The 22668-nt window shown below is 60.7% G+C and carries 23 protein-coding genes and 1 pseudogene; 12 read left to right on the top strand and 12 right to left on the bottom strand.

The genetic code is table 11. The annotated features are described in order from the left end of the window. Positions 1-147: 147 nt before the first annotated feature. From CLM60_RS02910 to CLM60_RS02895, 4 genes are all read left to right on the top strand, one after another. Positions 148-1782, top strand: coding sequence for a Mu transposase C-terminal domain-containing protein (locus CLM60_RS02910; RefSeq protein WP_141246441.1), 1635 nt, complete (start codon positions 148-150; stop codon positions 1780-1782). A gap of 1 nt (position 1783) precedes the next feature. Then, the gene (locus CLM60_RS02905; protein WP_095587516.1) at positions 1784-2665 is read left to right on the top strand and encodes a TniB family NTP-binding protein; all 882 of its coding nucleotides are present in this window, start codon (positions 1784-1786) and stop codon (positions 2663-2665) included. Then, on the top strand, positions 2662-3453 hold the full coding sequence (locus CLM60_RS02900) for a TniQ family protein (RefSeq protein WP_040610016.1): 792 nt from the start codon (positions 2662-2664) through the stop codon (positions 3451-3453). The genes CLM60_RS02905 and CLM60_RS02900 overlap by 4 nt, the downstream gene beginning before the upstream one ends. Positions 3454-3656: 203 nt before the next feature. After that, positions 3657-4322, top strand: a complete 666-nt coding sequence (locus tag CLM60_RS02895; protein ID WP_026155629.1) for a L,D-transpeptidase — start codon at positions 3657-3659, stop codon at positions 4320-4322. A 25-nt stretch (positions 4323-4347) separates the two neighbouring features. Here the strand turns inward: CLM60_RS02895 and CLM60_RS02890 are convergent, their stop codons facing one another. Continuing rightward, entirely contained in the window at positions 4348-4632 is a 285-nt protein-coding gene (locus CLM60_RS02890; RefSeq protein WP_038068706.1) for a hypothetical protein, read from the bottom strand. A gap of 182 nt (positions 4633-4814) precedes the next feature. Between CLM60_RS02890 and CLM60_RS02885 the strand changes: the two genes are divergently transcribed. Both CLM60_RS02885 and CLM60_RS02880 read left to right on the top strand, forming a co-directional pair. After that, positions 4815-7169, top strand: coding sequence for a heavy metal translocating P-type ATPase (locus CLM60_RS02885; protein ID WP_018001712.1), 2355 nt, complete (start codon positions 4815-4817; stop codon positions 7167-7169). Positions 7170-7232: 63 nt separating this feature from the next. Then, positions 7233-7745: a L,D-transpeptidase family protein gene (locus tag CLM60_RS02880; RefSeq protein WP_018001713.1), complete on the top strand. Its 513-nt coding sequence runs from the start codon at positions 7233-7235 to the stop codon at positions 7743-7745. 9 nt (positions 7746-7754) lie between these two features. Here CLM60_RS02880 and lnt read toward each other — a convergent pair whose 3' ends face one another. The 10 genes from lnt to CLM60_RS02830 are packed head-to-tail and all read right to left on the bottom strand — an operon-like array spanning position 7755 to position 15177. Then, positions 7755-9332 (bottom strand): apolipoprotein N-acyltransferase, encoded by a 1578-nt coding sequence (gene lnt / locus CLM60_RS02875; protein ID WP_095587677.1) that lies wholly within the window; start codon positions 9330-9332, stop codon positions 7755-7757. Further along, complete coding sequence (gene lspA / locus CLM60_RS02870) at positions 9299-9757, bottom strand: signal peptidase II (protein WP_076367376.1); 459 nt, start codon at positions 9755-9757, stop codon at positions 9299-9301. The genes lnt and lspA overlap by 34 nt, the downstream gene beginning before the upstream one ends. 28 nt (positions 9758-9785) lie before the next feature. Continuing rightward, on the bottom strand, positions 9786-10568 hold the full coding sequence (locus tag CLM60_RS02865) for a ZIP family metal transporter (RefSeq protein ID WP_009573592.1): 783 nt from the start codon (positions 10566-10568) through the stop codon (positions 9786-9788). A gap of 12 nt (positions 10569-10580) precedes the next feature. Beyond that, a complete protein-coding gene (locus tag CLM60_RS02860; protein WP_076367374.1) occupies positions 10581-11036 on the bottom strand; it encodes a DUF411 domain-containing protein in 456 nt (151 codons plus the stop codon). Positions 11037-11039: 3 nt separating this feature from the next. Then, entirely contained in the window at positions 11040-12413 is a 1374-nt protein-coding gene (locus CLM60_RS02855) for a M23 family metallopeptidase (RefSeq protein ID WP_076367372.1), read from the bottom strand. Next, entirely contained in the window at positions 12410-13036 is a 627-nt protein-coding gene (locus CLM60_RS02850; RefSeq protein WP_076367370.1) for an SCO family protein, read from the bottom strand. Before CLM60_RS02850 ends, CLM60_RS02855 begins: the two co-directional genes overlap by 4 nt. After that, a complete protein-coding gene (locus tag CLM60_RS02845; RefSeq protein ID WP_076367368.1) occupies positions 13036-13503 on the bottom strand; it encodes a copper chaperone PCu(A)C in 468 nt (155 codons plus the stop codon). Before CLM60_RS02845 ends, CLM60_RS02850 begins: the two co-directional genes overlap by 1 nt. Positions 13504-13526: 23 nt before the next feature. Continuing rightward, entirely contained in the window at positions 13527-14186 is a 660-nt protein-coding gene (locus CLM60_RS02840) for a DsbA family protein (protein WP_018001721.1), read from the bottom strand. Next, complete coding sequence (locus CLM60_RS02835; protein WP_043772523.1) at positions 14183-14605, bottom strand: disulfide bond formation protein B; 423 nt, start codon at positions 14603-14605, stop codon at positions 14183-14185. Before CLM60_RS02835 ends, CLM60_RS02840 begins: the two co-directional genes overlap by 4 nt. Before the next feature lie 5 nt (positions 14606-14610). Then, the gene (locus CLM60_RS02830) at positions 14611-15177 is read right to left on the bottom strand and encodes an SCO family protein (protein WP_095587676.1); all 567 of its coding nucleotides are present in this window, start codon (positions 15175-15177) and stop codon (positions 14611-14613) included. Between the two features lie 207 nt (positions 15178-15384). Here CLM60_RS02830 and CLM60_RS02825 point away from each other — a divergent pair, with 207 nt between their 5' ends. The 6 genes and pseudogenes from CLM60_RS02825 to CLM60_RS02795 form a co-directional block, all read left to right on the top strand. Further along, entirely contained in the window at positions 15385-15813 is a 429-nt protein-coding gene (locus CLM60_RS02825) for a MerR family transcriptional regulator (RefSeq protein WP_013959865.1), read from the top strand. Positions 15814-15916: 103 nt separating this feature from the next. Next, positions 15917-16495 (top strand): cation efflux transmembrane domain-containing protein, encoded by a 579-nt coding sequence (locus CLM60_RS02820; RefSeq protein ID WP_043772518.1) that lies wholly within the window; start codon positions 15917-15919, stop codon positions 16493-16495. Between the two features lie 95 nt (positions 16496-16590). Continuing rightward, on the top strand, positions 16591-17346 hold the full coding sequence (locus CLM60_RS02815) for a transglutaminase-like domain-containing protein (RefSeq protein ID WP_095587675.1): 756 nt from the start codon (positions 16591-16593) through the stop codon (positions 17344-17346). Further along, on the top strand, positions 17336-18292 hold the full coding sequence (locus CLM60_RS02810) for a cation diffusion facilitator family transporter (RefSeq protein ID WP_057796924.1): 957 nt from the start codon (positions 17336-17338) through the stop codon (positions 18290-18292). Before CLM60_RS02815 ends, CLM60_RS02810 begins: the two co-directional genes overlap by 11 nt. A 647-nt stretch (positions 18293-18939) precedes the next feature. Continuing rightward, entirely contained in the window at positions 18940-20178 is a 1239-nt protein-coding gene (locus CLM60_RS02800; protein WP_342745100.1) for a multicopper oxidase family protein, read from the top strand. Between the two features lie 27 nt (positions 20179-20205). Further along, positions 20206-21038 (top strand): annotated as a pseudogene (locus CLM60_RS02795) (IS3 family transposase); the annotation flags it as partial. A gap of 234 nt (positions 21039-21272) precedes the next feature. Here CLM60_RS02795 and CLM60_RS02790 read toward each other — a convergent pair. Next, complete coding sequence (locus CLM60_RS02790) at positions 21273-22529, bottom strand: IS110 family RNA-guided transposase (protein ID WP_095587669.1); 1257 nt, start codon at positions 22527-22529, stop codon at positions 21273-21275. Positions 22530-22668: the final 139 nt, after the last annotated feature.

Below are 22668 nucleotides of genomic sequence, written 5' to 3'. Positions count from 1 at the left end.
CTGTCGCGTAGCCCTTAATTGTGAGATGGGAAATCCAACGAAATCAACGGCTGAGTTTTGCCCTTAAATATGAGATTTTGCCTTTAATTCTGATATTTTTGCCCTTAAACCTGAGACAGGGTTCACAGACATTTGCGGCAAATATCGATGAATGATGATGGCGAAGACTCCGTTGCCGTTGGTGCTGAAGAGGCGCGCAGGGCCGCGGTGCTGCGCCCTCTTGTTCAGGCATATCTCAATGGGACTGGCAGCCTGGAACGTGGCATCAATGACGCCGTTTGGGAGCTTGGTGTCAGCAGGGCGACGGTCTGGCGTTGGATAAAACGGTTGGCGGAAGAGGGTGGGCGCACCAGCGCTCTGGCTCCGCGGAAACGGGGCCGCCCGACCGGGACGATGTTAATATCCAGCAAAGTCGAAGCGGTAATCGAGGAGCACCTTCGCCGCTATTTCTTGCGCCGGGAGCGTTCGAGCTTGTCGCGCGTCGTGACAGAAATCCGCAGCGCTTGCTGGCAGGAGGGCTTGCAACCGCCGACACGGCGAACGGTTCAGCGTCGTCTGGATGCGATGGATGCCCGCGAAGTTGCGAAGGCACGAGAGGGCGCAAAGGCGGCCCGCCAGAAATTTGCGCCGGTCACAGGTGAGAACAAGGCCAGTATGCCACTGGAGATCGTCCAAATTGATCATACACCGGCGGACATCATTCTTGTCGACGGCTTTGAACGCAAACCAATTGGGCGGCCTTGGGTCACGCTGGCGATCGACGTCGCAACGCGGATGGTGACCGGATATTACACCTCTCTCGAGGCACCTTCGCGTCTGTCAGTGGCGCTTTGCCTGACACAGGCGGTGACCCTCAAGGAGGAACTTCTTGCGGAATTGGCGTGCGATGTTCCTTGGCCGGCACAGGGCAAACCGCACAGCATCCACGTCGATAACGGTCGCGATTTCCGGTCGCGCGCCTTTCGGTCGGCCTGTGCGGATTGGGGGATCGATCTGGTCTATCGACCGCCAGCAAGTCCTCACTTCGGTGGTCACATCGAACGGTTGATCGGCACCATGATGGGGGCCGTTCACCTGTTGCCGGGAACAACGCAATCCTCGATCGCGGCAAAGGGCGACTATGACGCCGAAAGCAAGGCCACGATGACGTTGAGCGAATTCGATCGCTGGTTTGCTCTGGAAATCTGCCGTTACAACAACAGCATTCATTCAAGTCTTGGCTGCACGCCCGTTGCCAAATGGGAGGCGCTCTCAGAGCAAATGACAGGCGACATCCCCTTCGAGATGGAAGCCTTTCAGGTGAGCTTCCTGCCGAGTGAACCGCGCAAGATCAGGCGTGACGGCATCCATCTGTTCCAGATAAGGTACTGGTCCGATGCCCTTGCAGGCCACATTGGGCGCGGGGATGGAAAGGTGGTCGTTCGCTACGATCCTCGCGATATCTCAATGATCTGGGTCGAACTGGACGATGGCCGGTATGTTGAGGCGCGGTACAGAAACCTGGAAATTCCGCCCGTCTCGCTCTGGGAATATCGCGAAGCGATGAGGAAGGCCCGTGCCCTTGGCAAGTCCGGGTCTAATGAGCTGGTGCTGGCTGAGCTGATCCGACAGCAACGCCAGATCGAAGCTGAAAGCCGGGGCCTGACGAAGGCCGAACGCAGAACCCGTGAAAGAAAAGGGACATTGAAGGGCACGAACTCGGCCGTCTCGACAACCGAAGGGCTGCGCCCGATCGATACGGGTGATACATCGCGCCCATTGTTCAAGGTGGAGAGATGGTGAATTGAGGGCAGGGACAACTGAAGAAGACGGCCGGATCGCCCTCATTCAATCGGATATCTGGATCGGCTTTCCTCGGGCGGAACAGGTGTTGGACCGCTTGCAGGGCATGATCGAAGCGCCACGACAAACCCGTATGCCTGGGCTTCTTGTGCATGGCGCCTCCGGGATCGGAAAGACGATGATTGCCCGAAACCTGTCGCGCAAGTTCGCACCAGAATACGATCCGGCGTCGGGCATCACCCGCACACCGCTTCTGCTGTTGCAAGCGCCGCCCGCACCTGATGAACGGCGGTTTTACCTGCACATCCTGGCCGCCGTCGGCGCCCCGGCGACGGCTCTTAGCGCCCGCGCTCAAAATGTGGCTTCCCTCGAAGTCCGTGTCATCGCGCTCTTACGCGACCTTGGCCTGCGGATGATCATGATCGACGAGGTCCACAATCTCTTGGCCGGGACCCACCGCGAACAGCGCCGATTTCTCAATGTCCTGCGGTATCTCAGCAATGAACTCGAGGTGTCACTGGTCTGCCTTGGGGTCAGCGAGGCCGTCGATGCTATTCGCGGTGATATCCAGCTTGCCCGACGGCTGGACGAACATCATCTGCCAAACTGGCGCGACGATGCCGAGTTCTCGGACATGATCCAGACCCTTATTGCTGCCATGCCACTGGAAAAGAAGTCCAACCTGAAGGTCAAATCTCTCAAGCAGGTCTTGGCACTGACCGGTGGGGTGACCTCGCGCATCTTCGCTCTGGTCAAGGATCTTTCCATCGACGCCATTATCACAGGCGAGGAATGCATCACCGATGACGCAATCGCAAAATGGACGCCGGTTTGGTCGCGCCATGCGAACCCCCATCGGCGGCTCCAGAAGTCCCGGGTGTGAAGCCGCACCCGCTGCCCAAGACTGTCGCGCCGCTGCCAGACGAGTTGTTGTCAGGTTGGTTGTCTCGGCTGGCGGCGGCCAACTACTGTGATGATGCGGAACTACTGGCTCATCTCAGAATCGATACCGCGCATGGCACCGCCTTGGACTTCAACGTCGACGCGGCTGCGGCGGCGAAGATTGCCAACGCCGCACGGGTTAACCCAGATGTTGTTCGATCTTTGACCTTTCCGGCAATGACGCCACGAGAAGCCTCACTGACGGCTCAGATGCCATTCCAGCATTGCCTGCGATGCTCCAGAGAGGGTCTTTTGCTCAGGCATTGGAGGCGGGCCTGGGCATTTGACTGCCAAGTTTGCGGGACGAGACTTGTGCAGACCCTTGGCAAACTCCGTGAGGAACAAATATCTGGAAAACTGATATACCGAGCGCGCCGCGGGGCAGAGATGCTTGAGTGCGCCGCGCGCTCGCGCGGCCCCAAGCAACTTCGGCGCGCAATGCGCGCAGTCACCTTTGCCATGTCACTCAAAACCTTCCGCGGGGATCCGTCGTTCGCTGTCCAGAACCCCAGATCGGAAGTTAGGCTGTTCTGCCTCGCCGCAATCGCCGCCGCTCGATCTCATCCCTTGGCTAAGGCAGCCATCGTCAGCAAAAGCATCGACGACTATGCAAGGGTTGCTCTCTTGCGCGCCTTCGAGAAGGAGCCTCGATTGCTTGCCGCGGTTGATCACATCGCGCAAAGGTGCGCGAGAAACAGGGGCCCCATGACAGCCGTATCTCACAATTAAGGGCAAAAATTGTCGCCAAACGCGTCGCGTCTCAGATTAAAGGGCAACGCGACACCTCCCTAGCAAACTGGAAACTGCAAGGATCGCATGTCTACTTACGAAAATTTGCCCTTGAACCTCTAGCCACTAGAAGTCCTATCTGTTCAAGGAGAACACATACCGTTCTTGCCATCAATCGCCGGTGAGAACCGAAAGGGTACGAAATGCTGACAAGACGACACTTCATTCAGACAACAACGGCGCTTTTTTCGGTGACCGGTCCCGGTATGGCTTTTGCCGACACTTGGCCCACCGAGGCTCAGAAGGCTGAATGGGACGCACAGGTGACGCCTCAGGGTTATGTTGCCGAGACTTCCAACCCATGGGGATTGCACCCGCGGTTCCTACCGCAACGTGTGGTCGCGAAGGCCGGTCTCGTGCCGGGAGATATCCATGTCGACGCGGTCGCACGATATCTTTACCACATTGAAGAGGGTGGAACCGCGATGCGCTACGGCGTGGCCATCGCGCGGGGGAACCTCTACGAGCCGGGTGTCTATACCATCAAGCGCAAGGTCAGGTGGCCGCACTGGCAACCGACACAGAGCATGATCAATCGCGACCCCGAACTTTATGCTGACATTGCCGATGGCATGGAACCGGGACCGGAAAACGCGCTTGGATCGAGGGCGCTGTATCTCTACGTCGGGGATCGCGATACCCTTTTGCGCATCCATGGCACTCCGAGCCCACGGAGTATCGGTGGCCGCGCAAGTTCGGGCTGCGTACGGATGGTCATGGCTCATATCAATGATCTTTACCCGAACGTCGAGACCGGCTCTACCGCCTATCTTTACTCGGCGGAGGACAGCGTGACTGCCCGCAGCTAAGCCAAGCAGCGGACGGCAAACGCAATTAAGTTTCGCGAGGGGTGCAGATACGATTGCCGTTCGCCGTGCGCAGCGGCAGCAAGGTTGTTTCTACGGGGCCGCTGTGTTTGTACCAGTAGCACCCGTCCTCGGGCACCAAGCGCGCGGTTGCAACATCCTGATCCGGGGCAGCCATTGCAATCACGGCTTCGGGAACTTTGCCCCGCCGGTCTGCCGAGTCGCCCGGTCCAGTCGGCTGGATTGCGCACCCGGCCGTAAGAGACAGCGCCACTGCAACAATTATTTTTTGCTTCAGCATCAAAACCCGCATCAAGCTTCCTTTCGTGTCTGTTTTTCTTTGCATCGGCTTTTCATGCCTCAAGGCGTGATGGAGCCGGTCGCCGCATCCTCTAGCAATAAAACAAACTGAAATACCACCGTATTTTGCTCTTGAAGCTCTAGCTACTGTAGGGGCTATGTCATGGTAAAGCACCCGAATCCAGAGGTCCATTCATGCCGCCCGACACCCATCGTCACGACCACGATCACGCCGAAGATGCCCAGACAAGCGGCGGCAGCTGCTGCGGGAGCGCCGGAACGTGCGGCGACATCGTTCCGGCGACCCCCGCGCCAGCGGGCGGGCGCAGTTTTCAGGTGTCCGGCCTCGATTGCGCCGAGGAGGTAGCAATCCTGAACAAGGTGGTCGGCCCGAAGATCGGCGGGGCCGAGCATCTCGCGTTCGACGTGATCAATGGGCGGATGACTATTCTCGACAGCGCCAAGAGTTTATCGGACGGCGAAATTGCAGAACTGGTCGCAAGCACCGGCATGACCGCCAAGCCTTGGGATGCCGAGAACGCGTCGGTCGACCAGGCGGCCCATCTTGCAAGACAGCGGCTGTTTACGGCGCTCAGTGGAGGCTTCTGGGCCGCGGGATTTCTGTGGCACATCATCGAGACCGGCATGGGCGGGGCGCTCGGCCTCTTCGCGGGTCACGGCGAAGCGCCGATGCCACTGGTCGAGGCAGGGCTGTTCGCGGTTGCGATCCTGTTCGGTGTCTGGCTCGTGGCACCCAAGGCATGGTCGTCCGCTCGGCGGCTGTCGCCCGACATGAACCTGCTCATGGTGGTCGCCGTGGCCGGTGCCATCGGGCTTGGCGAATTTTTCGAGGCGGCGACAGTCGCGTTCTTCTTTTCGCTCTCGCTCTACCTCGAAAGCTGGAGCGTCGGGCGTGCGAGGAATGCGGTTTCAGCTCTGCTCGACCTCGCGCCGCCGACGGCAAGAGTTCTTCATGATGACGGCTCGGAAGCGGACGTTCCGGCTTCTGCGGTTGCTATCAACGCACGTTTCATCGTGCGCGGCGGAGACCGCATCCCATTGGATGGTGAGGTTGTCGATGGGGCAGGGGCCGTCGATCAGGCGCCGATCACCGGAGAGAGTGCGCTGGTCCCAAAGGAACGGGGCGACGAAGTCTATGCCGGTACGATCAACGGCGAAGGCACACTGACGGTGCGCGCCACGAAGGCCGCCTCGGACACCGTGTTGGCCAAGATTATCCGCATGGTCGGCGACGCCCATGCCCGCCGCGCGCCGGTGGAGCAGTGGGTGGCGAAATTCGCCCGCATCTATACGCCTATCGTCATGGCTCTCGCCATTGCAATTGCCCTGCTGCCGCCGCTCATTTTCGGGGGGGCCTGGGATTATTGGTTCTACAATGCACTCGTGCTGCTGGTGATCGCTTGCCCATGCGCTCTGGTCATCTCGACACCGGTCTCCATCGTCGCTGCACTCACCGCCTCAGCGCGGGCCGGGGTGCTGATCAAGGGCGGTGCATATGTTGAGGCACCGGGCAAGACCACTGCACTGGCCATGGACAAGACCGGCACGATCACCATGGGCGAGCCCGAGGTGGCGGCGGTGCATCCGCTGGGCAAAGCATCGGCGCAAGATCTGATGACCCTCGCCGCTGGGCTGGAGGCACGTTCCTCGCATCCCTTGGCGCGCGCCATTCTTGCGCGGGCAGAAGCCGACGGCATCAAGGTATCCGCCGCGGAAGATACCCGAACCGTTCCGGGCAGGGGACTTGAAGGACGCACAGACGGCCGGTCGATCTGGCTGGGGTCGGACCGGTTTGCCGAGGAGAAGGGTTTCGGCGACGCCATTCCGAAGGATTTGCGCGACCGCATCGAAGGGGCTGGCAGCACCCTTGTTGCCGTGGGCGACGACACCGGTGTCACCGGCATCTTGGAATTGCGCGACCGTATCCGCCCGGATGCCAAAGGCATCGTGGCGCAGCTTCACGCGCAGGGTGTGAAGACCATCGTCATGCTGACCGGTGATAACGAGCGGACAGCGCGCGCTGTTGCAGCCGAGGTCGGCATCGACGAGGTCCGTGCCGAGCTTCTGCCCGAAGACAAGGTGACTGCCATCGAAGAACTGGTCGAAACGCATGACATGGTGGCCATGATCGGCGACGGGGTCAACGACGCCCCGGCCATGGCGCGCGCGCATTACGCCATCGCAATGGGTGCCGTTGGTTCGGACGCGGCAATCGAGACGGCGGATATAGCCCTGATGACCGACGATCTCGGCAAGGTGCCTTGGCTGATCGGTCATTCGCGCCGGACAATGTCGATCATTCATCAGAACATCGGTATTTCCTTGGCGACCAAGGGCGTTTTCGTTGTCGCTACCGCGTTCGGACTGGCATCGATGTGGGGCGCGATTGCAGCCGACGTAGGAGTGTCATTGCTGGTGGTGGCCAATGCCCTGCGCCTGCTGAACAGCCAAGAGGCCAAGGCGCCGCCGTCCGGCGGTGAGCAGGTTGGCCCACAGATGGCAAAGGCCGCGCTTGCCCACGGACATTGATCACGCAGCATTTGCAAGGTAACGTAATGTCCATAACAGACCTCACGAAAGAGGCATCGAGCAGTGAAAACCATCCGATTTCCCCGCCGCGCCGTCCTGTTGGGCGGGCTGGTAGCGTTTCTGTCCGGGTGTGCCAGCAAGTTCCGCAGCTATGACGGACCCGAAGTCACCCGTGTTCGGCTTTACAAGGGACAGCGCTTGCTTGTTCTCGACGGAGCCGATCGCGTCTTGCAAACCTATCCGGTCGGGCTGGGTTTCGCTCCTGAGGGTCACAAACAATTCGAGGGGGATGGCCGGACTCCGGAAGGAGTTTACACAATCGACAGGCGAAACCCCAACAGCACCTACCATCTTTCGATTGGCATCTCTTATCCGAACGAGGCCGACATCGCCTTTGCCGAAGCGCAGGGCCTTTCCCCCGGCGGCGACATCTTCATCCATGGTGGCCCACGCCCCGGCATCGACCCGACAAATGTCCGCGACTGGACAGCTGGCTGCATCGCGGTCACGGATCGGGAGATCGAGGACATCTATGCAATGGTGAAGGACGGGACACCTATCCACATCTTTGCATGACGGTCTTTCTCATGCGGCGGTAGTGAGCCGTCGCATTGGCGCCATTGCCCAGCTCCACGAAGCCAAGATGAGCGCCAACAGCATCCAGTCCCCGAAGCTCGCGTAGAGTGTCGGCGGTCGCGCGGAGGGCAGGCTAGCGTCGATGATGCCCGTTTCGCCGGTATCGAGCCGCGCAACGATCTCTCCGCTCGCGTCGATGACCGCAGAGATGCCCGTATTCGCGGCTCGGATGACTGGAAGGCCTTCCTCTACGGCGCGCATACGTGCGGAAGCCAGATGCTGCTCGGGTCCGATGCTGGTGCCAAACCAGGCATCGTTTGTCGCGTTGAAAATCCAGTCCGGCCGGAACAGGTCGTCGACCACATGCCCTGGGAAGATGATCTCATAGCAGATCGCCACGGCGACCAGCGGCACACCCGGAAGCGCAAGCGTTCTCGGGCCCGGTCCGGGCGTAAAATCGCCCAGACCCGCCGTGAGCCGCTCGATGGGCAACCAGCCGCGGAATGGCACATATTCGCCGAAGGGCACGAGATGGTGTTTCGCGTATCCGGTCAGGATCTCGCCGGTCTCGTCAAATGCCTGGACCGTGTTGAAATATCGGGTGCCATCCTCGCTCGGTACACGGTCCGGCACACCGGTAAGCAGCACTCTGCCGTCTGGTAGCGCTGCGGCAATGCGGGCCCGTGCCTCCGTATCCTCATCGAGGAAACCCGGAAAGGCGGTTTCCGGCCAGAGAAGCACGTCGAAATCGCCGGGCCGGGTTGAAAGCTCAAGATAGCGCGCGAAGGTCGCCTCGCGGTTCTCGGGAGCCCATTTCTCCTCTTGTGGAATGTTGCCCTGGACGATGCGCAGGTCGACACCGGGTGGCTGTTCTGTATCCGACTGGAGGCGAAGTGTGCCGACGGCCCACATCGTCGCGATGCCGGCCAGCGCCATGAGCGAGATGGTCAGTCGTTGCCGCCCGGACGCCATGACAGCCGCGACGGGAAGTGCCGCGACGAACACGGTGAGAAAGCTTAGCCCATAGCTTCCGACCCACGCGGCGGGCTGGCGCAAAGCGGCGTAATCGACCAGAGCGTAGCTGGCGAGGATCCACGGAAAACCTGTCAGAACGTGACCACGCAACCACTCGGCCACGGTCCAGAAGGTCGCGAACAGGAGGCAGGCCAGGAGATTGCCCAGGGCTCCGCGCCGCGCGATTTCGGCGAAGAGCACAGCGGCAATGGCCGGGAAAATCGCGAGACCTGCGGACAATCCCGCGACGGCCGGGATCGCCATCGCCCCAAACCGCTCGGCCTCGACGTAGAAACTCTCCGCGATCCATGAAATCCCGAAACCGAACTGGCCGAGTCCGAACGCCCAGCCGACGAGAAAAGCACGCCCGAAGGAGAGACCGCGAAGACCGACAAACAACGCGGAATAGACAACGGGAACGAGCAGGAGAATCGAGAAAGGCGGGAAAGTCAGAACGGTCAGCGCCCCGGCGACGAAACCAAGCGTCACCCGCGAAAGCAAACGGTGGCGCAGAGCGATGCGGTTCAGAATTTCCGGCTTCACGACTTGATCGAACGCCGCGCGCTGATCCATGGCGCGGCGAGCAAGAGCCCCACGCCACTGACGACAAATACATCGGCCAAGTTGAAGGCAGGCCAATGTGTTGTGCCAATGTAGAAATCGAGAAAGTCTGTTACAGCCCGATACCGCACACGATCGATGACATTGCCCAGGGCTCCGCCAATGATCGCGCCATAGGCAAGCGTTTCCACCGCATTGTCGGCGCGAAACAGCATAACCCCCAGCCAAACACAGATGGCAAGAGCGAGAGCGATGAGGCTCCACCACGGCGCGCCGCCCAACATCCCGAAAGTCACGCCGTCATTACGATAAAAGACGAGGTTGAATCCCGGAAACACGGGAATCCCGGCGCTTAAAGTGACGGCATTCGCAACGACAATGGCTTTGGTGATCTGATCGATCGCGAACGCAGCAAGTGCTGCGAAGACGCCGATCATCGGAGATACCTTGTTTAGTGACATTGCCTCATCCCAACCAGACATCAAGGAACAGCATTAGAACGAGCCCGACTGCGAGACCGAGCGTCGCCCTGTTCTGATGGCCGCTGCGATGGGTTTCGGGGATGATTTCGTGGCTGATAACGTAGAGCATTGCGCCCGCGGCAAAGGCCAGACCCCATGGAAGCAGCGGTTCCGACAGTGTGATGATCCCGGCCCCGAGCAGGCCGCCAATCGGCTCGACCATGCCCGTCAGCGCCGCGATGCCCCAGGCGCGCAGCTTCGGATATCCCTCGCCCAGCAGAGATACAGCGACGGCCAATCCTTCGGGCGCATTCTGAAGCCCGATTCCGACAGCAAGAGGCAGACCGCCCTCCATACCTCCGGATCCGAAGCCGACCCCAACCGCAAGGCCTTCGGGGAAGTTGTGGATCGTGATTGCGATGATGAACAGCCAGACCCGCCGCAAAGACGCCGCTTCGGGCCCTTCGCGTCCTGTCTTGAAGTGCTCGTGCGGCAGCTTTTCGTTCATCAGGGCGACAGCCCCCATTCCCAGAAGGATCGAGACGCACACGATGGCCGCAGGCATCGCGCCGTTCTCGAACATTGGCTCTGCCGCATTCAATGCCGGGATGATCAGCGAAAAGAACGAGGCTGACAGCATGACACCGGCGGCGAAGCCGAGCGACAGATCGCGCGTGGCCCGGGACGGGATGCGCCCAAACAGCACGGGAACTGCTCCGACTGCCGTGAGCGAACCGGCGGCGAGACTTCCGAGAAAGCCAAGCATTATCGGAGACAGATTTTCCATGGGCGGGCCAGATTATCCTTCGGCGTAGCTCGAAAAGACTTCCGTCGACCCGTCCTTGCGGATGAGGAAGACATCATAGGCCTCGCGGTCGTCTTCTGGCCCCATGCCGGGCGAACCATAGGGCATCGCCGGAACGGCGAGGCCGACGGCGTCCGGGCGCTCATCGAGAAGGCGGCGGATGTCACCGGCCGGGACATGGCCTTCGATCACGTAGCCATCAATGAGCGCGGTGTGGCAGGAGACCATGCGCTGCGGCACGCCGTTGTCGAGCTTGAAGCGAACCAGCGACCCACCGAACATGTTCTCGCCCGTCGGCGCAAACCCGTTTTCTTCGAGATGGTTCATCCAAGACAGGCAACAGCCGCAACCGTTCGTCTTGCGGACCTCGATCGCCGTTGCCTCTGCGAGAACCTGGGCCGCTGGTAACAGGCCGAGGGTGATTGCCAGAGCTTGGGTCATGCGTTTCATGGGTCAGAGCCTTTCGGTTGTCGTTTCGGCAATCTCGCTGCCGAGGTTTTCATTCAGAAGCGCGCGCGCCTCGGCCAGACGCGAGAGCGCGGCGGTATCATCCGCTTCGCTCTCGGCTGCTTCGGCGAGCCGGTCGTCAGTGAGGGGGTCAGTCGGGCGCCCATCCACGAGGACTTCGTAGTGCAGGTTCGGACCTGTCGCCGTGCCAGTCGCGCCGACGCGGCCGATCACATCTCCCGCCGCAACGCGTTGGCCTTGTGCCAGGTCTTCCGGCACGGCGCTCAGATGCGCGTAGCGCGTCATGGTGTCGGAGCCGTGCGAGATTTCGACCACACGGCCATAGCCACCGCGCCAGCCAATGAAACTAACCCGCCCCGGTGCCGTCGATTGAACCGGTGTCCCACGTGCCGCTGCGAAATCGACGCCGGTGTGCATCCGGACGTTGCCAAAGACCGGATGCGTGCGGCGTCCGAACACCGAGCTGAGGCGCGCACCCTCGACCGGCTGTGCGAAGACGCGCAGCACCTCGCCATCGACGTAGATCGTCGCCTGACCGCTGCCGTCGTCCGGCCATACGATCTCGTAAAGCGAACCGCCGATCTCCAGTGCGGCGAAGGCGAGTTCGGGCTGTCCGATCCTGTCCTCTCCGACCCGCGCCTCACGCCAGAGAAGCCTTAGTGTTTCGCCACCGGCCATCTCGCGGCGGAAATCCACGGTCCCACCCAGCATCTGCGCAAGGTCCACGGAAAAACGGGCGGGTATGCCGGCTTCGTCGAGTGCCGCGAAGATCGAGCTGTCGATCACGGCTTCGCCGGCAAGGGTTACGATCTCCGGATCCGGAGCCACGACCTGTGTGGACAACTGCTCGCCGAAAACCACCTCGATCCGAACCCCGTCCTCGACGGCGAGTGAGACGGTGCGGGGGCTGCCGTCCATGGTCGAAGCAACAGTGACCGAGTGCCCCGGCCGCAGCCGTCGCAGATCGTATTCCGCGCCAAGCGCGAGGGCAACTTCGGCTCTGTCAGGTGCCGCAAGACCAGCTTCAGACAGCAAGAAATCGAGCGTTTCGCCAGGTGCAATGTTGCGCGACCATGTCGACAGGGGTGGCTCGATCGCCTGCACGGGCCTGTCGGCAAACGCGACCTGCAGAAGGGGCAGGGGGCCGAGGTCGGGTGCATCTTCTGCCCATGCCGTCGCGGGCAGCGTCACGAGGATGTCAACGTTTTGGGGAGCTTCAGGACCTTGGGGCATCCATTTACCTGCCGAGGCAAGTTCCGGCGGCACGGGTTCTTTCGACATGAAATCAGAGAGGGCGATAGCCGCTCCCAAAACCATCCCCGCAATTGCGACACAAGCCGCCATAGTTCTGAGCCTCATGTCGCCCCCTCCGTTTCTTCTTCCAGCGCGCGGCGAATTTTCGGCACCGCGAATTCTCTGGGTTCGTGATAGTCGATCATGGTGACGAACCGCCCAGAGGCTGCGAACAGGAAGACGCTCGCGCTGTGGTTCATCGTGTAATCGCCGCTCTCCGTCGGCACCCTTTCGTAGGTGGCGCGGAAGCCGTCCGCGACGCGCGCTATCTGCTCTTCCGGTCCCGTCCAGCCGCGGATCGCCGGATGGAAGTAGCCGACATATTCGGCCATCGTTTCGACAGTGTCGCGCTCGGGATCGACCGTGATGAAAACCACGTTCATCTCGTCGGCCTCGTCTCCCAGATCATCGAGCCATCCCGAAATGTCCGAGAGCGTGGTCGGGCAGACATCGGGACAGTAGGTGAAGCCGAAGAACGCCATCGTCGGGCGGCCGATCAGGGTTTCTGGCCCGACCGCGTTGCCCTCATGATCCGTCAGACGGAAATCCATCTCGGTCAGGGCCACAGGCCGCTGCCCGACAGGTTCCGGTCCACCGGGTCCATCGACCTGCCACCAACCGACGAAGAGCATCAGGGCGACCGCCCCGACACCAGCCGCGCCGTACCCCAGGATCGCCCGTCGCCGCATCAGTCCTCTGGCCCCCGCGCGGCGATTCCAAGGATCGGCACCTCGACCGTCACTTCGCCTCCGTCGTCGAAAAGCAGGGTCAGCGGAAAAGTGTCCCCTTCCGTCATTGGTTCTTGCAGCCGCATCAACATTGCGTGCAGGCCCCCCGGTTCGAGCGCGATGCTCTCGCCCGGGGCGATCACGATCTCCCCCGCCGGGCTCATGGAGCTCACACCTTCGGCATTGGTCTTCGTCTCGTGGATTTCGGGCATCATCGCGAGCGGTGTTGTAAGGCCGATCAGCGTCACCGGCTCGTCGCCAGTGTTGCGGATCGTCATGTAAGCGGCCCCGGGACGGTTCATCCCGATGGAGGCGCGGGACCACGCGTTCTCGACGACAACATCCTCGGGTCCGGCCAGCGCGGGCACCGAGAGCCCTCCAAGGGTCAAAAGCGCGGCCAGTGTGCCAGTCAAAATATACTTTTTCATCGTTCTGATCCTGCCCTTTCCATTCAGCTTTGCGCGGCAGCGACTTCGGCGGCCACCAGACGACGCAACTCTGCCTCCCCGAATGGATCGAGCGGCTTGCCGTTCACAAAGAATGTGGGCGTCTGGCGAATTCCCACGGCCTCGACGTCAGCACGATCCTGGTTAAGGATCGCCACGACACCGGGTGCCAGCATTTGCGTGCGCGCGGCTTCGGCATCGAGTCCGGCCGTGGCGGCGATCTGAAGGATCAGGCCAGGCGCCGGGGCACCGTGCGACGCCCATCTCGGCTGTTCCCGCAGAACGGCCTCGAGCACCGGCACGTAAACGTCCTGCATGCGCGCCGCCTCGAGCACGCGGATGGCTTCCTCGGATGCCGCGCCGTGGAAGGGCGTGTAGCGGATCACGACGCGGACAGCTTCCCCATGCTCGGCCATGATGTCCTTCACGATGGGATGAAAGGCGCGACAGGCCTCGCAGGCCGGATCGAAGAATTCGACGATTGTGACGGGCGCATCCGCAGGCCCGAGGATGGGCGAGTAGGGGCGGATCATCGCCTCCGCAAGTTCCGGAGCAACGGGCTCCGCTTCGGCCACTGGGCCGGGGCGGATTGCAAACCAGGTGGCTCCGCCGAAACCGGCGGCGCCGAGGGCAAGAACGGACAGGATCAGGCCGCGTCGATTCATGTTCGTGTGTCCTTCAATGAAAGGGCCGACAGCGCCCCGATCAGCGCGAAGGCGGCGAGCGCCATCAGCGGGATAGGGATGCCGACGACCAGTTGGTTGTCATCGGTGCAAGAGGGGCCGGTGGCCGTGCAGGGCTGGACGCGTTCGGGAACAAGACCGACGTACAGCCCCATGTGCCAGAGGGCGATTGCGCCGCCGCCAAGCGCCAATGCGATGCCGTAGCGCCCCACGCGGCCGTCCCGCCACCAAAGGCCGAGCCCGAGGACAATGGCCAAGGGGAACATGAAGGCGCGCTGGAACCAGCACAGCACACAGGGCGTCTGCCCCAGCACCTCGCCGATGAAAAGCACGGCAAGCGAGGCGACGAGCGCGATGATCCACGCCAGCCCGAGGGCTGTTTCTCCGGACATACGGTTCATGTCGGTCAGATCCTCTCTTCCAGATCGGCGAGGATCTCTTCGGCGGAGGTGCCGTAGGGCCACGAGTCGGCGAAGCCCGCGTCGGGATCGAAGAGGAACAGATGCGACGTGTGGCCCATCGTGTAACCATCCGGCGCCGCAGCCTCTTCGACGCGTTCGAAGAAGATCGGAAAGGTCTCGGATGTGGCGGCGATCTGTTCCGGCGTGCCGGTCAGCCCGATGAAGCCCGCATCGAACAGCGGGACGTATTCGGCGAGTGCTGCGGGCGTGTCTCGTTCAGGGTCGATTGTTATGAAAATCGGCTGGACCTTGGCGGCATCGTCGCCCAGACCGTCCATCACCGCCGCGACCTCGGATAGGGTCGTCGGGCAGACGTCGGGGCAGTTGGTAAAGCCGAAAAAAACCAGCATCCAGCGCCCCGCAAAGTCCTCCTCGGTTCGAACCATACCCTGGTGGTCCGTCAGTTCGAACTCAGCGAAAAAAGGCGGTTCGGCGTCGGTTCGGGCGCTATCGGCACGATAATCGGACCATAGCAAAAGCCATATGAAGGCAAGCGCTGCCACGCCTGCCAAAACCCAAAGAAACTTCTGTGCCGATGTAAGGGACAATCCTGTTCGCCTGATTTTGATTCTTATTGCCTGTGCGGATACATCCTCTAGCTGCTAGAGGTTCAAGCACGAAATCATGGTATAGCTTGAACTCACGCGTCTGTGAATCCGACACTTGTTTATTCCGACGGCAAAACCTACACAAACTGTATCTTTTTCATGGAGGCGAAAATGCTCACGATCGGTACTCTGTCAAAGAAGACTGGCACAAAAGTGCAGACCATCCGGTACTACGAACAGATCGGACTCATGCCCGAACCTGGCAGGACCGAAGGCGGACAGAGGCGCTACGACAATGCACAGCTTGATCGACTGTCCTTCATCCGCCACTCGCGGCAACTCGGCTTCTCGCTCGATGCGATCCGCGAGCTGCTCGACCTCAGCGACCATCCCAATCGGCCCTGTGATGAAGCTGATGCCATCGCGCGTCGCCAGCTCAAACAGGTGGAGCAGCGCATGGCCCGCCTGAAGGCGCTGCGCACGGAACTGAAACGCATGGTTCACGAATGCAGCGGCGGGCGGACGGGAGATTGCAAGGTGCTTGAGGTGTTGCGGGACCATTCGGAATGCCTGACCGAGCACGAGGAAATCGGGGCCTGAAGGAATTCAGCCAACATTCCGGCTGGAACGCAGATCAGCCGCAGAAGTTAATGTGTCGTACAACACAAGCTGGAACCACAAAATGGCCGCTAGACAAGATTCAATGGAGAGACGGACGCTTTGGATCGTTCTGGCGCTCAATATCGGTTTGGCCGTGGCCTTTTTCGCAACAGGCGCCTTCGGCGACTCAAGTGCCCTGATCGCCAACGGGCTCGATAACCTCTCCGACAGCTTCGTCTACGCGATCAGCCTTTTCGCTTTGTCCCGATCCGCCAAATGGAAACGCGGGGCGGCGAACGTTTCCGGCGGGCTGCTGATCCTGTTCGCTGCAGGCATCCTCTACGATGCGTGGCGCCGCTACATCGGTGGGTCAGATCCGCTCGGGACGATCATGATTGCAATGGCCCTGATCGCGGCGGCTATCAACGCAGTCTGCGTTTGGCTGCTCGCTAAGCTCAAAAATCCGGACGTCAACATCCGCGCGGCCAACACCTTCAGTTACAACGATTTCGCCGCGAACCTCGGTATCGTCGTGGCCGGTGGCCTCGTCGCCTGGCTAGGAACCAACTGGCCGGACCTCGTCGTCGGCGTGATTGTCGCCGGGATCGCGGCCTGGGGCGGTATCGATATTCTACGCGACGCACATGGCGAACACCACAAAGCGGTTCACACGGGCAAATAGTTGCGGGAGATTCTTTCTGAAGAAAGGGTTGAAGCTATAGTGACTATAGCAATTAGGTTTGTTCCAAGACGATTCGAGGAGCGACTCCGTTGCAGATGACCGACCCCCTACTTGCACCCACCAAACTACTGGATTTTGACGCCGCGCCTCTTGCGCATCTAATTGAGACCCGCGGCTGGCGCGGCTTATCCGAATACGATCGGATCGGAGCTGCCTATGATTTCGTTCGGAATGAAATCGCGTTCGGATACAATCGAGCCGACGACATCCCCGCATCCGAAGTGCTTTCCGACGGCTACGGGCAGTGCAATACCAAAGGCACGCTCTTGATGGCGCTGCTGCGTGGTGTCGGCATTCGTTGCCGGTTGCATGGGTTTACTATCCATAAAGGCTTGCAGCGCGGTGTTGTCCCTGAGCTGGTGTATCCGCTTGCTCCGCAGGAAATTCTCCACTCATGGGTCGAGATCGAATTTCAAGGTGCCTGGATCAACCTTGAAGGCTTCATCCTGGATGACGCTTTCCTCGATGTCCTGCAAACGTCATTCTCGGACACAGAAAGTCTCTGCGGTTATGGCGCGGGCACGGATTGCCTTGGCGCGCCTCCCGTCGCCTGGAACGGAGAAGATACCTACATTCAGAAAACCGGCATCGTGCAGGATTTCGGCGTGTTTGATACGCCGGACGCCTTCTATTTTTCCCATGAGCAATCCTTTGGATGGCTGCGTGGTGCCCTTTACCGTCATATCATACGCCACTGGATGAATGCGCGCGTTCGTGGTTTCCGCAGCGACCGCCTCAAGACTGACCGACGCGCGACACACGCGCATGAGGAGCCTGCCAATGCCACATGACCACGGGCACGCGCATATCGATCCGGATTCCGGCGATCGGCGGGTTGCCATCGCGATCTGGGCGAACGGGCTTCTTACCGTTGCGCAAATCGTCGGGGGCATATTGTCGGGCAGCCTGGCACTGATCGCCGATGCGCTGCACAACTTTTCCGATATGGCCTCGCTTGTCATTGCCTTCGCCGCACGCAAGATCGCGCGCCGCCCAGCCGATGAGCGCATGACCTTCGGCTATGGTCGGGTCGAAATCGTCGCAGCCCTGGTTAACTACACCACCCTGATTTTGATCGGCTTCTACCTGATCTACGAAGGTGGCATGCGCATGATTGATCCACCCGAAGTCATGGGTTGGACCGTCGTCATTCTCGGTGGAATTGCGCTTGTGGTCGACACGCTGACCGCAATGCTGACCTATTCGATGCAGAAGGGCAGCGTGAACATCCGCGCGCTTTTCCTGCATAACCTGTCGGACGCGCTTGCTTCGGTCGCGGTTATCGTCGCTGGGTCGCTGATCATCCTTTACGACATGCGTTGGGTCGATCCTGCCATCACCATCGGCATCGCGATCTACATCCTGTATCTGTCTTTCACTGAAATAGGCGGCCCAATCCGAACCCTGATGCTCGGGAGCCCGCCGGACATCGACAACGAGGCCGTCGTCGAAGCGATGCGGAAAGTCGAAGGCGTCGCCGACGTCCACCACGTCCATCTCTGGCAAATGCAAGAGCACGAGGCTGCGCTCGACTGCCATGTCGTCGTGGCAGCCGAGGGGTGGTCGAAGATTGAAGAGATCAAGAGCGCGATTAAGAAGCGGCTGAAGGGAGAATTCGGCATCAGCCATTCCAGCCTCGAATTCGAGCACGAGGATCGCGCTCATCAGAACGCCGATCTCTATGGTCACGGTAATTCGAGAGATGGGGAGGAAACTCATACTCACGAAAAAAGCTGACCGAGCATGAGGACATCATTACCTCATTTGCGACGGCAAGTTGACGTCGACCAACGTCAAGTGGATTGATGAACCTTTGCATGAGCAACTGGCTGCGAAGGGCAGTAACGAAGGTCTGAGGCGGATACACTACAGGGGTATCACGTCCAAGTTACAGAATGTCACTTGACCTCCCCTTGCTGGAAGGTTGTAGCAGTAATTGTATGACCTGCGTTTTTCGCCTTGTTTTGATTCTCATGCTGACCTTCGGTGCAGTGACTGCGCCGGATATGTCGTCGGCCAGTATGTCAATCACGGCTATGGCGCAGATGGAACCCACCGAAAGCGCGGATGGCCGTTGCGGCGGGTGCGATCCCACCGGATTTGCTGAGAGCACTGCCTGTGAAGGTGGGTGTCCTGTTCCTTGCGGCTCCAGCGGTACTTCTGGCCTCCTTGCCAAGATGCCGTCAGCGCGGCTCACGAGGCCTTTTGGTACTGCCGTCCGGGGTGCCGAACCTCTGATCTCACTCGGCACGAATCCGTCGCTTGATCCATTCCCTCCCAAACTGCCTGTCTGAACCTGAAACCGGCCTCGCCTGCTGCGAGGCCTGATTGTTGCCTTGGCCGAAGCTGGCTGAGTGCGACCCTTTCAGATCAAGGCAGTTGCGATGATTCTCCACAGACCGATTTCACGAAGGCGCGTGCTTCGCACAGGTGCCGCATTCACGGCCCTATCCGCTCTGTCACCTGCACGAATGGCGATGGTCGATCCAACTGGGGACCCATTCGTCCTACGCGCGGCATCCGGACAGGCCGCCCTGCGACCGTCACCATACGGCCCGACTAATGTCTGGAGCTATAACGGGTCCGTCCCCGGTCCTGAAATCAGGGTCCGGCAGGGCGACCGATTGCTGGTTTTGGCTCAGAATGGGTTAGATGAAGGGACCACAATCCACTGGCATGGCATCCGCACGCCCAATGCGATGGACGGAGTGCCGTTCCTCACGCAGGACCCGATCCCGGTTAATGGCGATTTCCTGTACGAATTCGATGCACTGGATGCGGGCACGTTCTGGTATCACCCGCACCAGCGCAGTTCGGAACAGGTCAGACGTGGACTCTACGGGCCGCTGATCGTCGAGGAGGTGGACCCGATCCGCGTGGATCGTGACCTGACCTGGATGCTGGACGACTGGCGCATGACGCGGGCGGGGCAGTTGTCGGATGACTTAGGCAACCGCCATGACGCGATGCACGGCGGTCGTATTGGCAATTCCGTGACCATCGACGGTGAGATCCCCGAACGGATCTCGGTGCAATCCGGTGAGAGCATCCGCTTGCGGCTAATCAACGCGGCGAACGCGCGGATATTCGGGCTGGATTTTGGAGATTTTGAACCAGTCGTGGTCGCGCTGGACGGTCAACCCGTGACGCCCCATGCCCCTGACGGCGGGGTCGTGGTGATCGGCCCGGCGATGCGTGTCGATCTGGTAATCGACATGACCGGCAAACCCGGAGAGGCCGTCACGGTCACCAATGTCTTCTACGAAGGCCTCGAATACCGTCTGGTCGATCTCGTCTACGGGCCTGACAGGCTGCGGGACAGTGTGCCGGACTGGTCGATGGACCTGCCGCCCAACCCGCTGGCCGAACCGGACATGGCGTCGGCCGCGCGGCACCAGATCGTCTTCAACGGCGGAATGATGGGGCAGATGATGATGGGTGGCGACATGGGGTCGATGATGGACCAGATGCGCGAGGGCAACATGTGGTTCATCAACGGCGAAGCCGCGACGGGGCATATGATGAATACCTTGCTCGTCCTGCCGCAGGGCACGTCGCACGTGTTCGAGATGGATAATCGCACCTGGAGTGCCCCCACTGAAGTGGTCCACCGTTTGGGATAGATTTATCCCGTTTCAGGAGGACCAGAGATGGCAGGAAAGCGAGACAAACCGGAAGAGATCGTGCTGAAGCTTCGGCAGGTCGAAGTGCTGCAAGGACAAGGGATGGCGATCGCGGATGCGGTGCGCCAGATAGGCGTGACGGAGCCGACGTATTACCGCTGGCGCAAGCAATATGGCGGCATGAACAGGGACCAGCTCAAGCGGCTCAAGGAGCTTGAGACGGAGAACCAGAGGTTGCGGCGCGCGGTGTCGGATTTGACGCTGGACAAGATGATCCTGACGGAGGCTGCACGGGGAAACTTCTGAGCCCTTCGCGCCGCAGGCAGTGCATCGACCGCGTGCGGCAGACGCTTGGCGTATCGGAGCGCCTCGCCTGCCGCACACTCGGGCAGCACCGATCGACACAACGCAAGGTTCCATGTGGCGCCCCGGACGAGGAACGGCTGACGGAGGACATCATCGAACTGACGCGCGCCCATGGGCGTTACGGCTATCGGATGATTACCGGGCTTCTGAACAATGTCGGGTGGCACGTGAACCACAAGCGGGTGGAGCGGATATGGCGGCGCGAAGGGCTGAAGGTCCCGCAGAAACAGGCCAGGAAGGGCCGGCTATGGCTTGGCGACGGGTCCTGCGTCCGGCTGCGGCCGGAGCGCCCGAACCACGTCTGGTCCTATGACTTCGTCCAGGACCAGACGCATGACGGGCGGATCTTCCGCACGCTCAACATCATCGACGAGTTCACGAAGGAGGCGCTGGTGATCCGTGTCGATCGCAATCTCAATTCGACCGACGTGGTCGATGCCCTGACAGACCTGTTCATCTTGCGGGGCCCGCCCGCGTTCATAAGGTCCGACAACGTCCTATGTCGGGAGATTCGGGCTGCTTAGGTCAGCAGGTCATGGGGCATCCGGTGTTCCGGATGCCGTGATAAGTTTGCCCAGACGGGCTCTGCCGTCAAGAAATGATCTCTTCCATAGCAAACACAGGGTACGCGCCACGGCGGCCCTCACCGTCCTCAATACGAGATCCCAAATCCCAAGCAGAAGGCCCGAACATTATCTACGAGGTCAGAAAGCTGCCTCCACGGCTCGTCAGAGAGGGGTCCTTCCGCCTGGGCTCACCCCCTCGAAGAAGGGGCGATAGGGTTCGCCGTGATTGACCACGGCGTGTACGGTGCGCGCCATCTTGGCCGCGATTGCGGTGTAGGCCTTGCGGCGCAGATGGGCGTTGTGTCGATCCTTCGAGATGTAGCGCTCGAACTTGTCGCGGAAGCTGTTGGTCCGCTTGAGAACGGCGGTCTGGCCGGCCATCCACAGCGTGCGCCGCAGCCGGGCATTGCCGTACTTCGAGATACGGCTCTGACCGCGGAACATGCCGGACTGCACGGTGGCGAGGTCCATGCCGCAGAACTTCAGGAACTGGCGGTGATGCCGGAACCGACGCAGGTCGCCGGCCTCGGCCAGGATGGTCATGGCGTTGATCGGGCCGATGCCGGGAATCGTCGTCAGCAGCTGATAGTCGGGCAGATCGGAGAGCAGCTCGACCGCACGCGCTTCGATCTCGTTGCGCTGGCGGACGAGGCTTCTGCCTTCGGCGAGGACCAGACGGAACATGCGAACGGCGTCGGAATCCGGTCCGACGGGCAAACCAACAGAGCCGACCGCCGTGGCGTAAATATCTGAAAGCAGGCGCTCTTTGGAAACCTTCTTGCCCACCACGTGCCAGGCATCAGCGATGAAGTCTTCCCGGGTCATGGCCGCGATCATCGTCGGCGTCGGATACCTCTCGAGGAACGCGAGGAACCAGTCGGTTCGGGAGCTTCGATGAAACCTTTCCGCCTCAGGGAAGTAGAGCGGCAGGTAGTGCGTCAGGATACGGTGCCAGAGCTCGGTCTTCGAACGCGAGACGACCTCGTGCGTCTTCGACAGCTCCTGAATATCCGCCGTCCCTACGACCAGCGGATCGTGAAAGAACTGCACGGCGCCGATCTCCATCATGTGCAGGATGACCTGGGCGTCCTTGGGATCATTCTTGTCCCAGCTGTTGTGCAGAGCCTCGCGCGTTCGGGCCAAGCCAACGGAAGAGACAAGCTTCAGGTCGAACCCGGCCAGGCCGAGATGGTGCGCCAACGGACGATGGTAGTTGCCGGTCGCCTCAAACCCGATCCGCACCGGTAGATCATAGCTTGTGAGGGCCGCAGACAGGCGCCGAAAGTCTTCCAGCGTGTTCGTAATCGTCATGCGGCGACGGCGCTTCTTGCCGGGAATGCCGATAAGCACTTCGTGCCGGTGTTTTGAAATGTCGATGGCGACCAGCAAGGTCGAAGCAGTAAAATGAGTGGCGGTCATAGCCGGTCTCCTCAGCAGTGTGGTTGTGCAAAACCACTGTTGAGACTTGAGACCCGGTTATGGCCACCCGCTGCGCAATTTGGGGGCTGCGCGCGTGGCCATAACCTAAAGACAGCCCATCTTCCCGACGTGCTACGGC

Origin of the sequence: Actibacterium ureilyticum (assembly GCF_002285435.1) — a bacterium.
Classification (GTDB): Bacteria; Pseudomonadota; Alphaproteobacteria; order Rhodobacterales; family Rhodobacteraceae; genus Actibacterium_C; species Actibacterium_C ureilyticum.
Note: the sequence above shows the minus strand (reverse complement) of the source record. Positions and strands in the feature narration are given on the sequence as shown.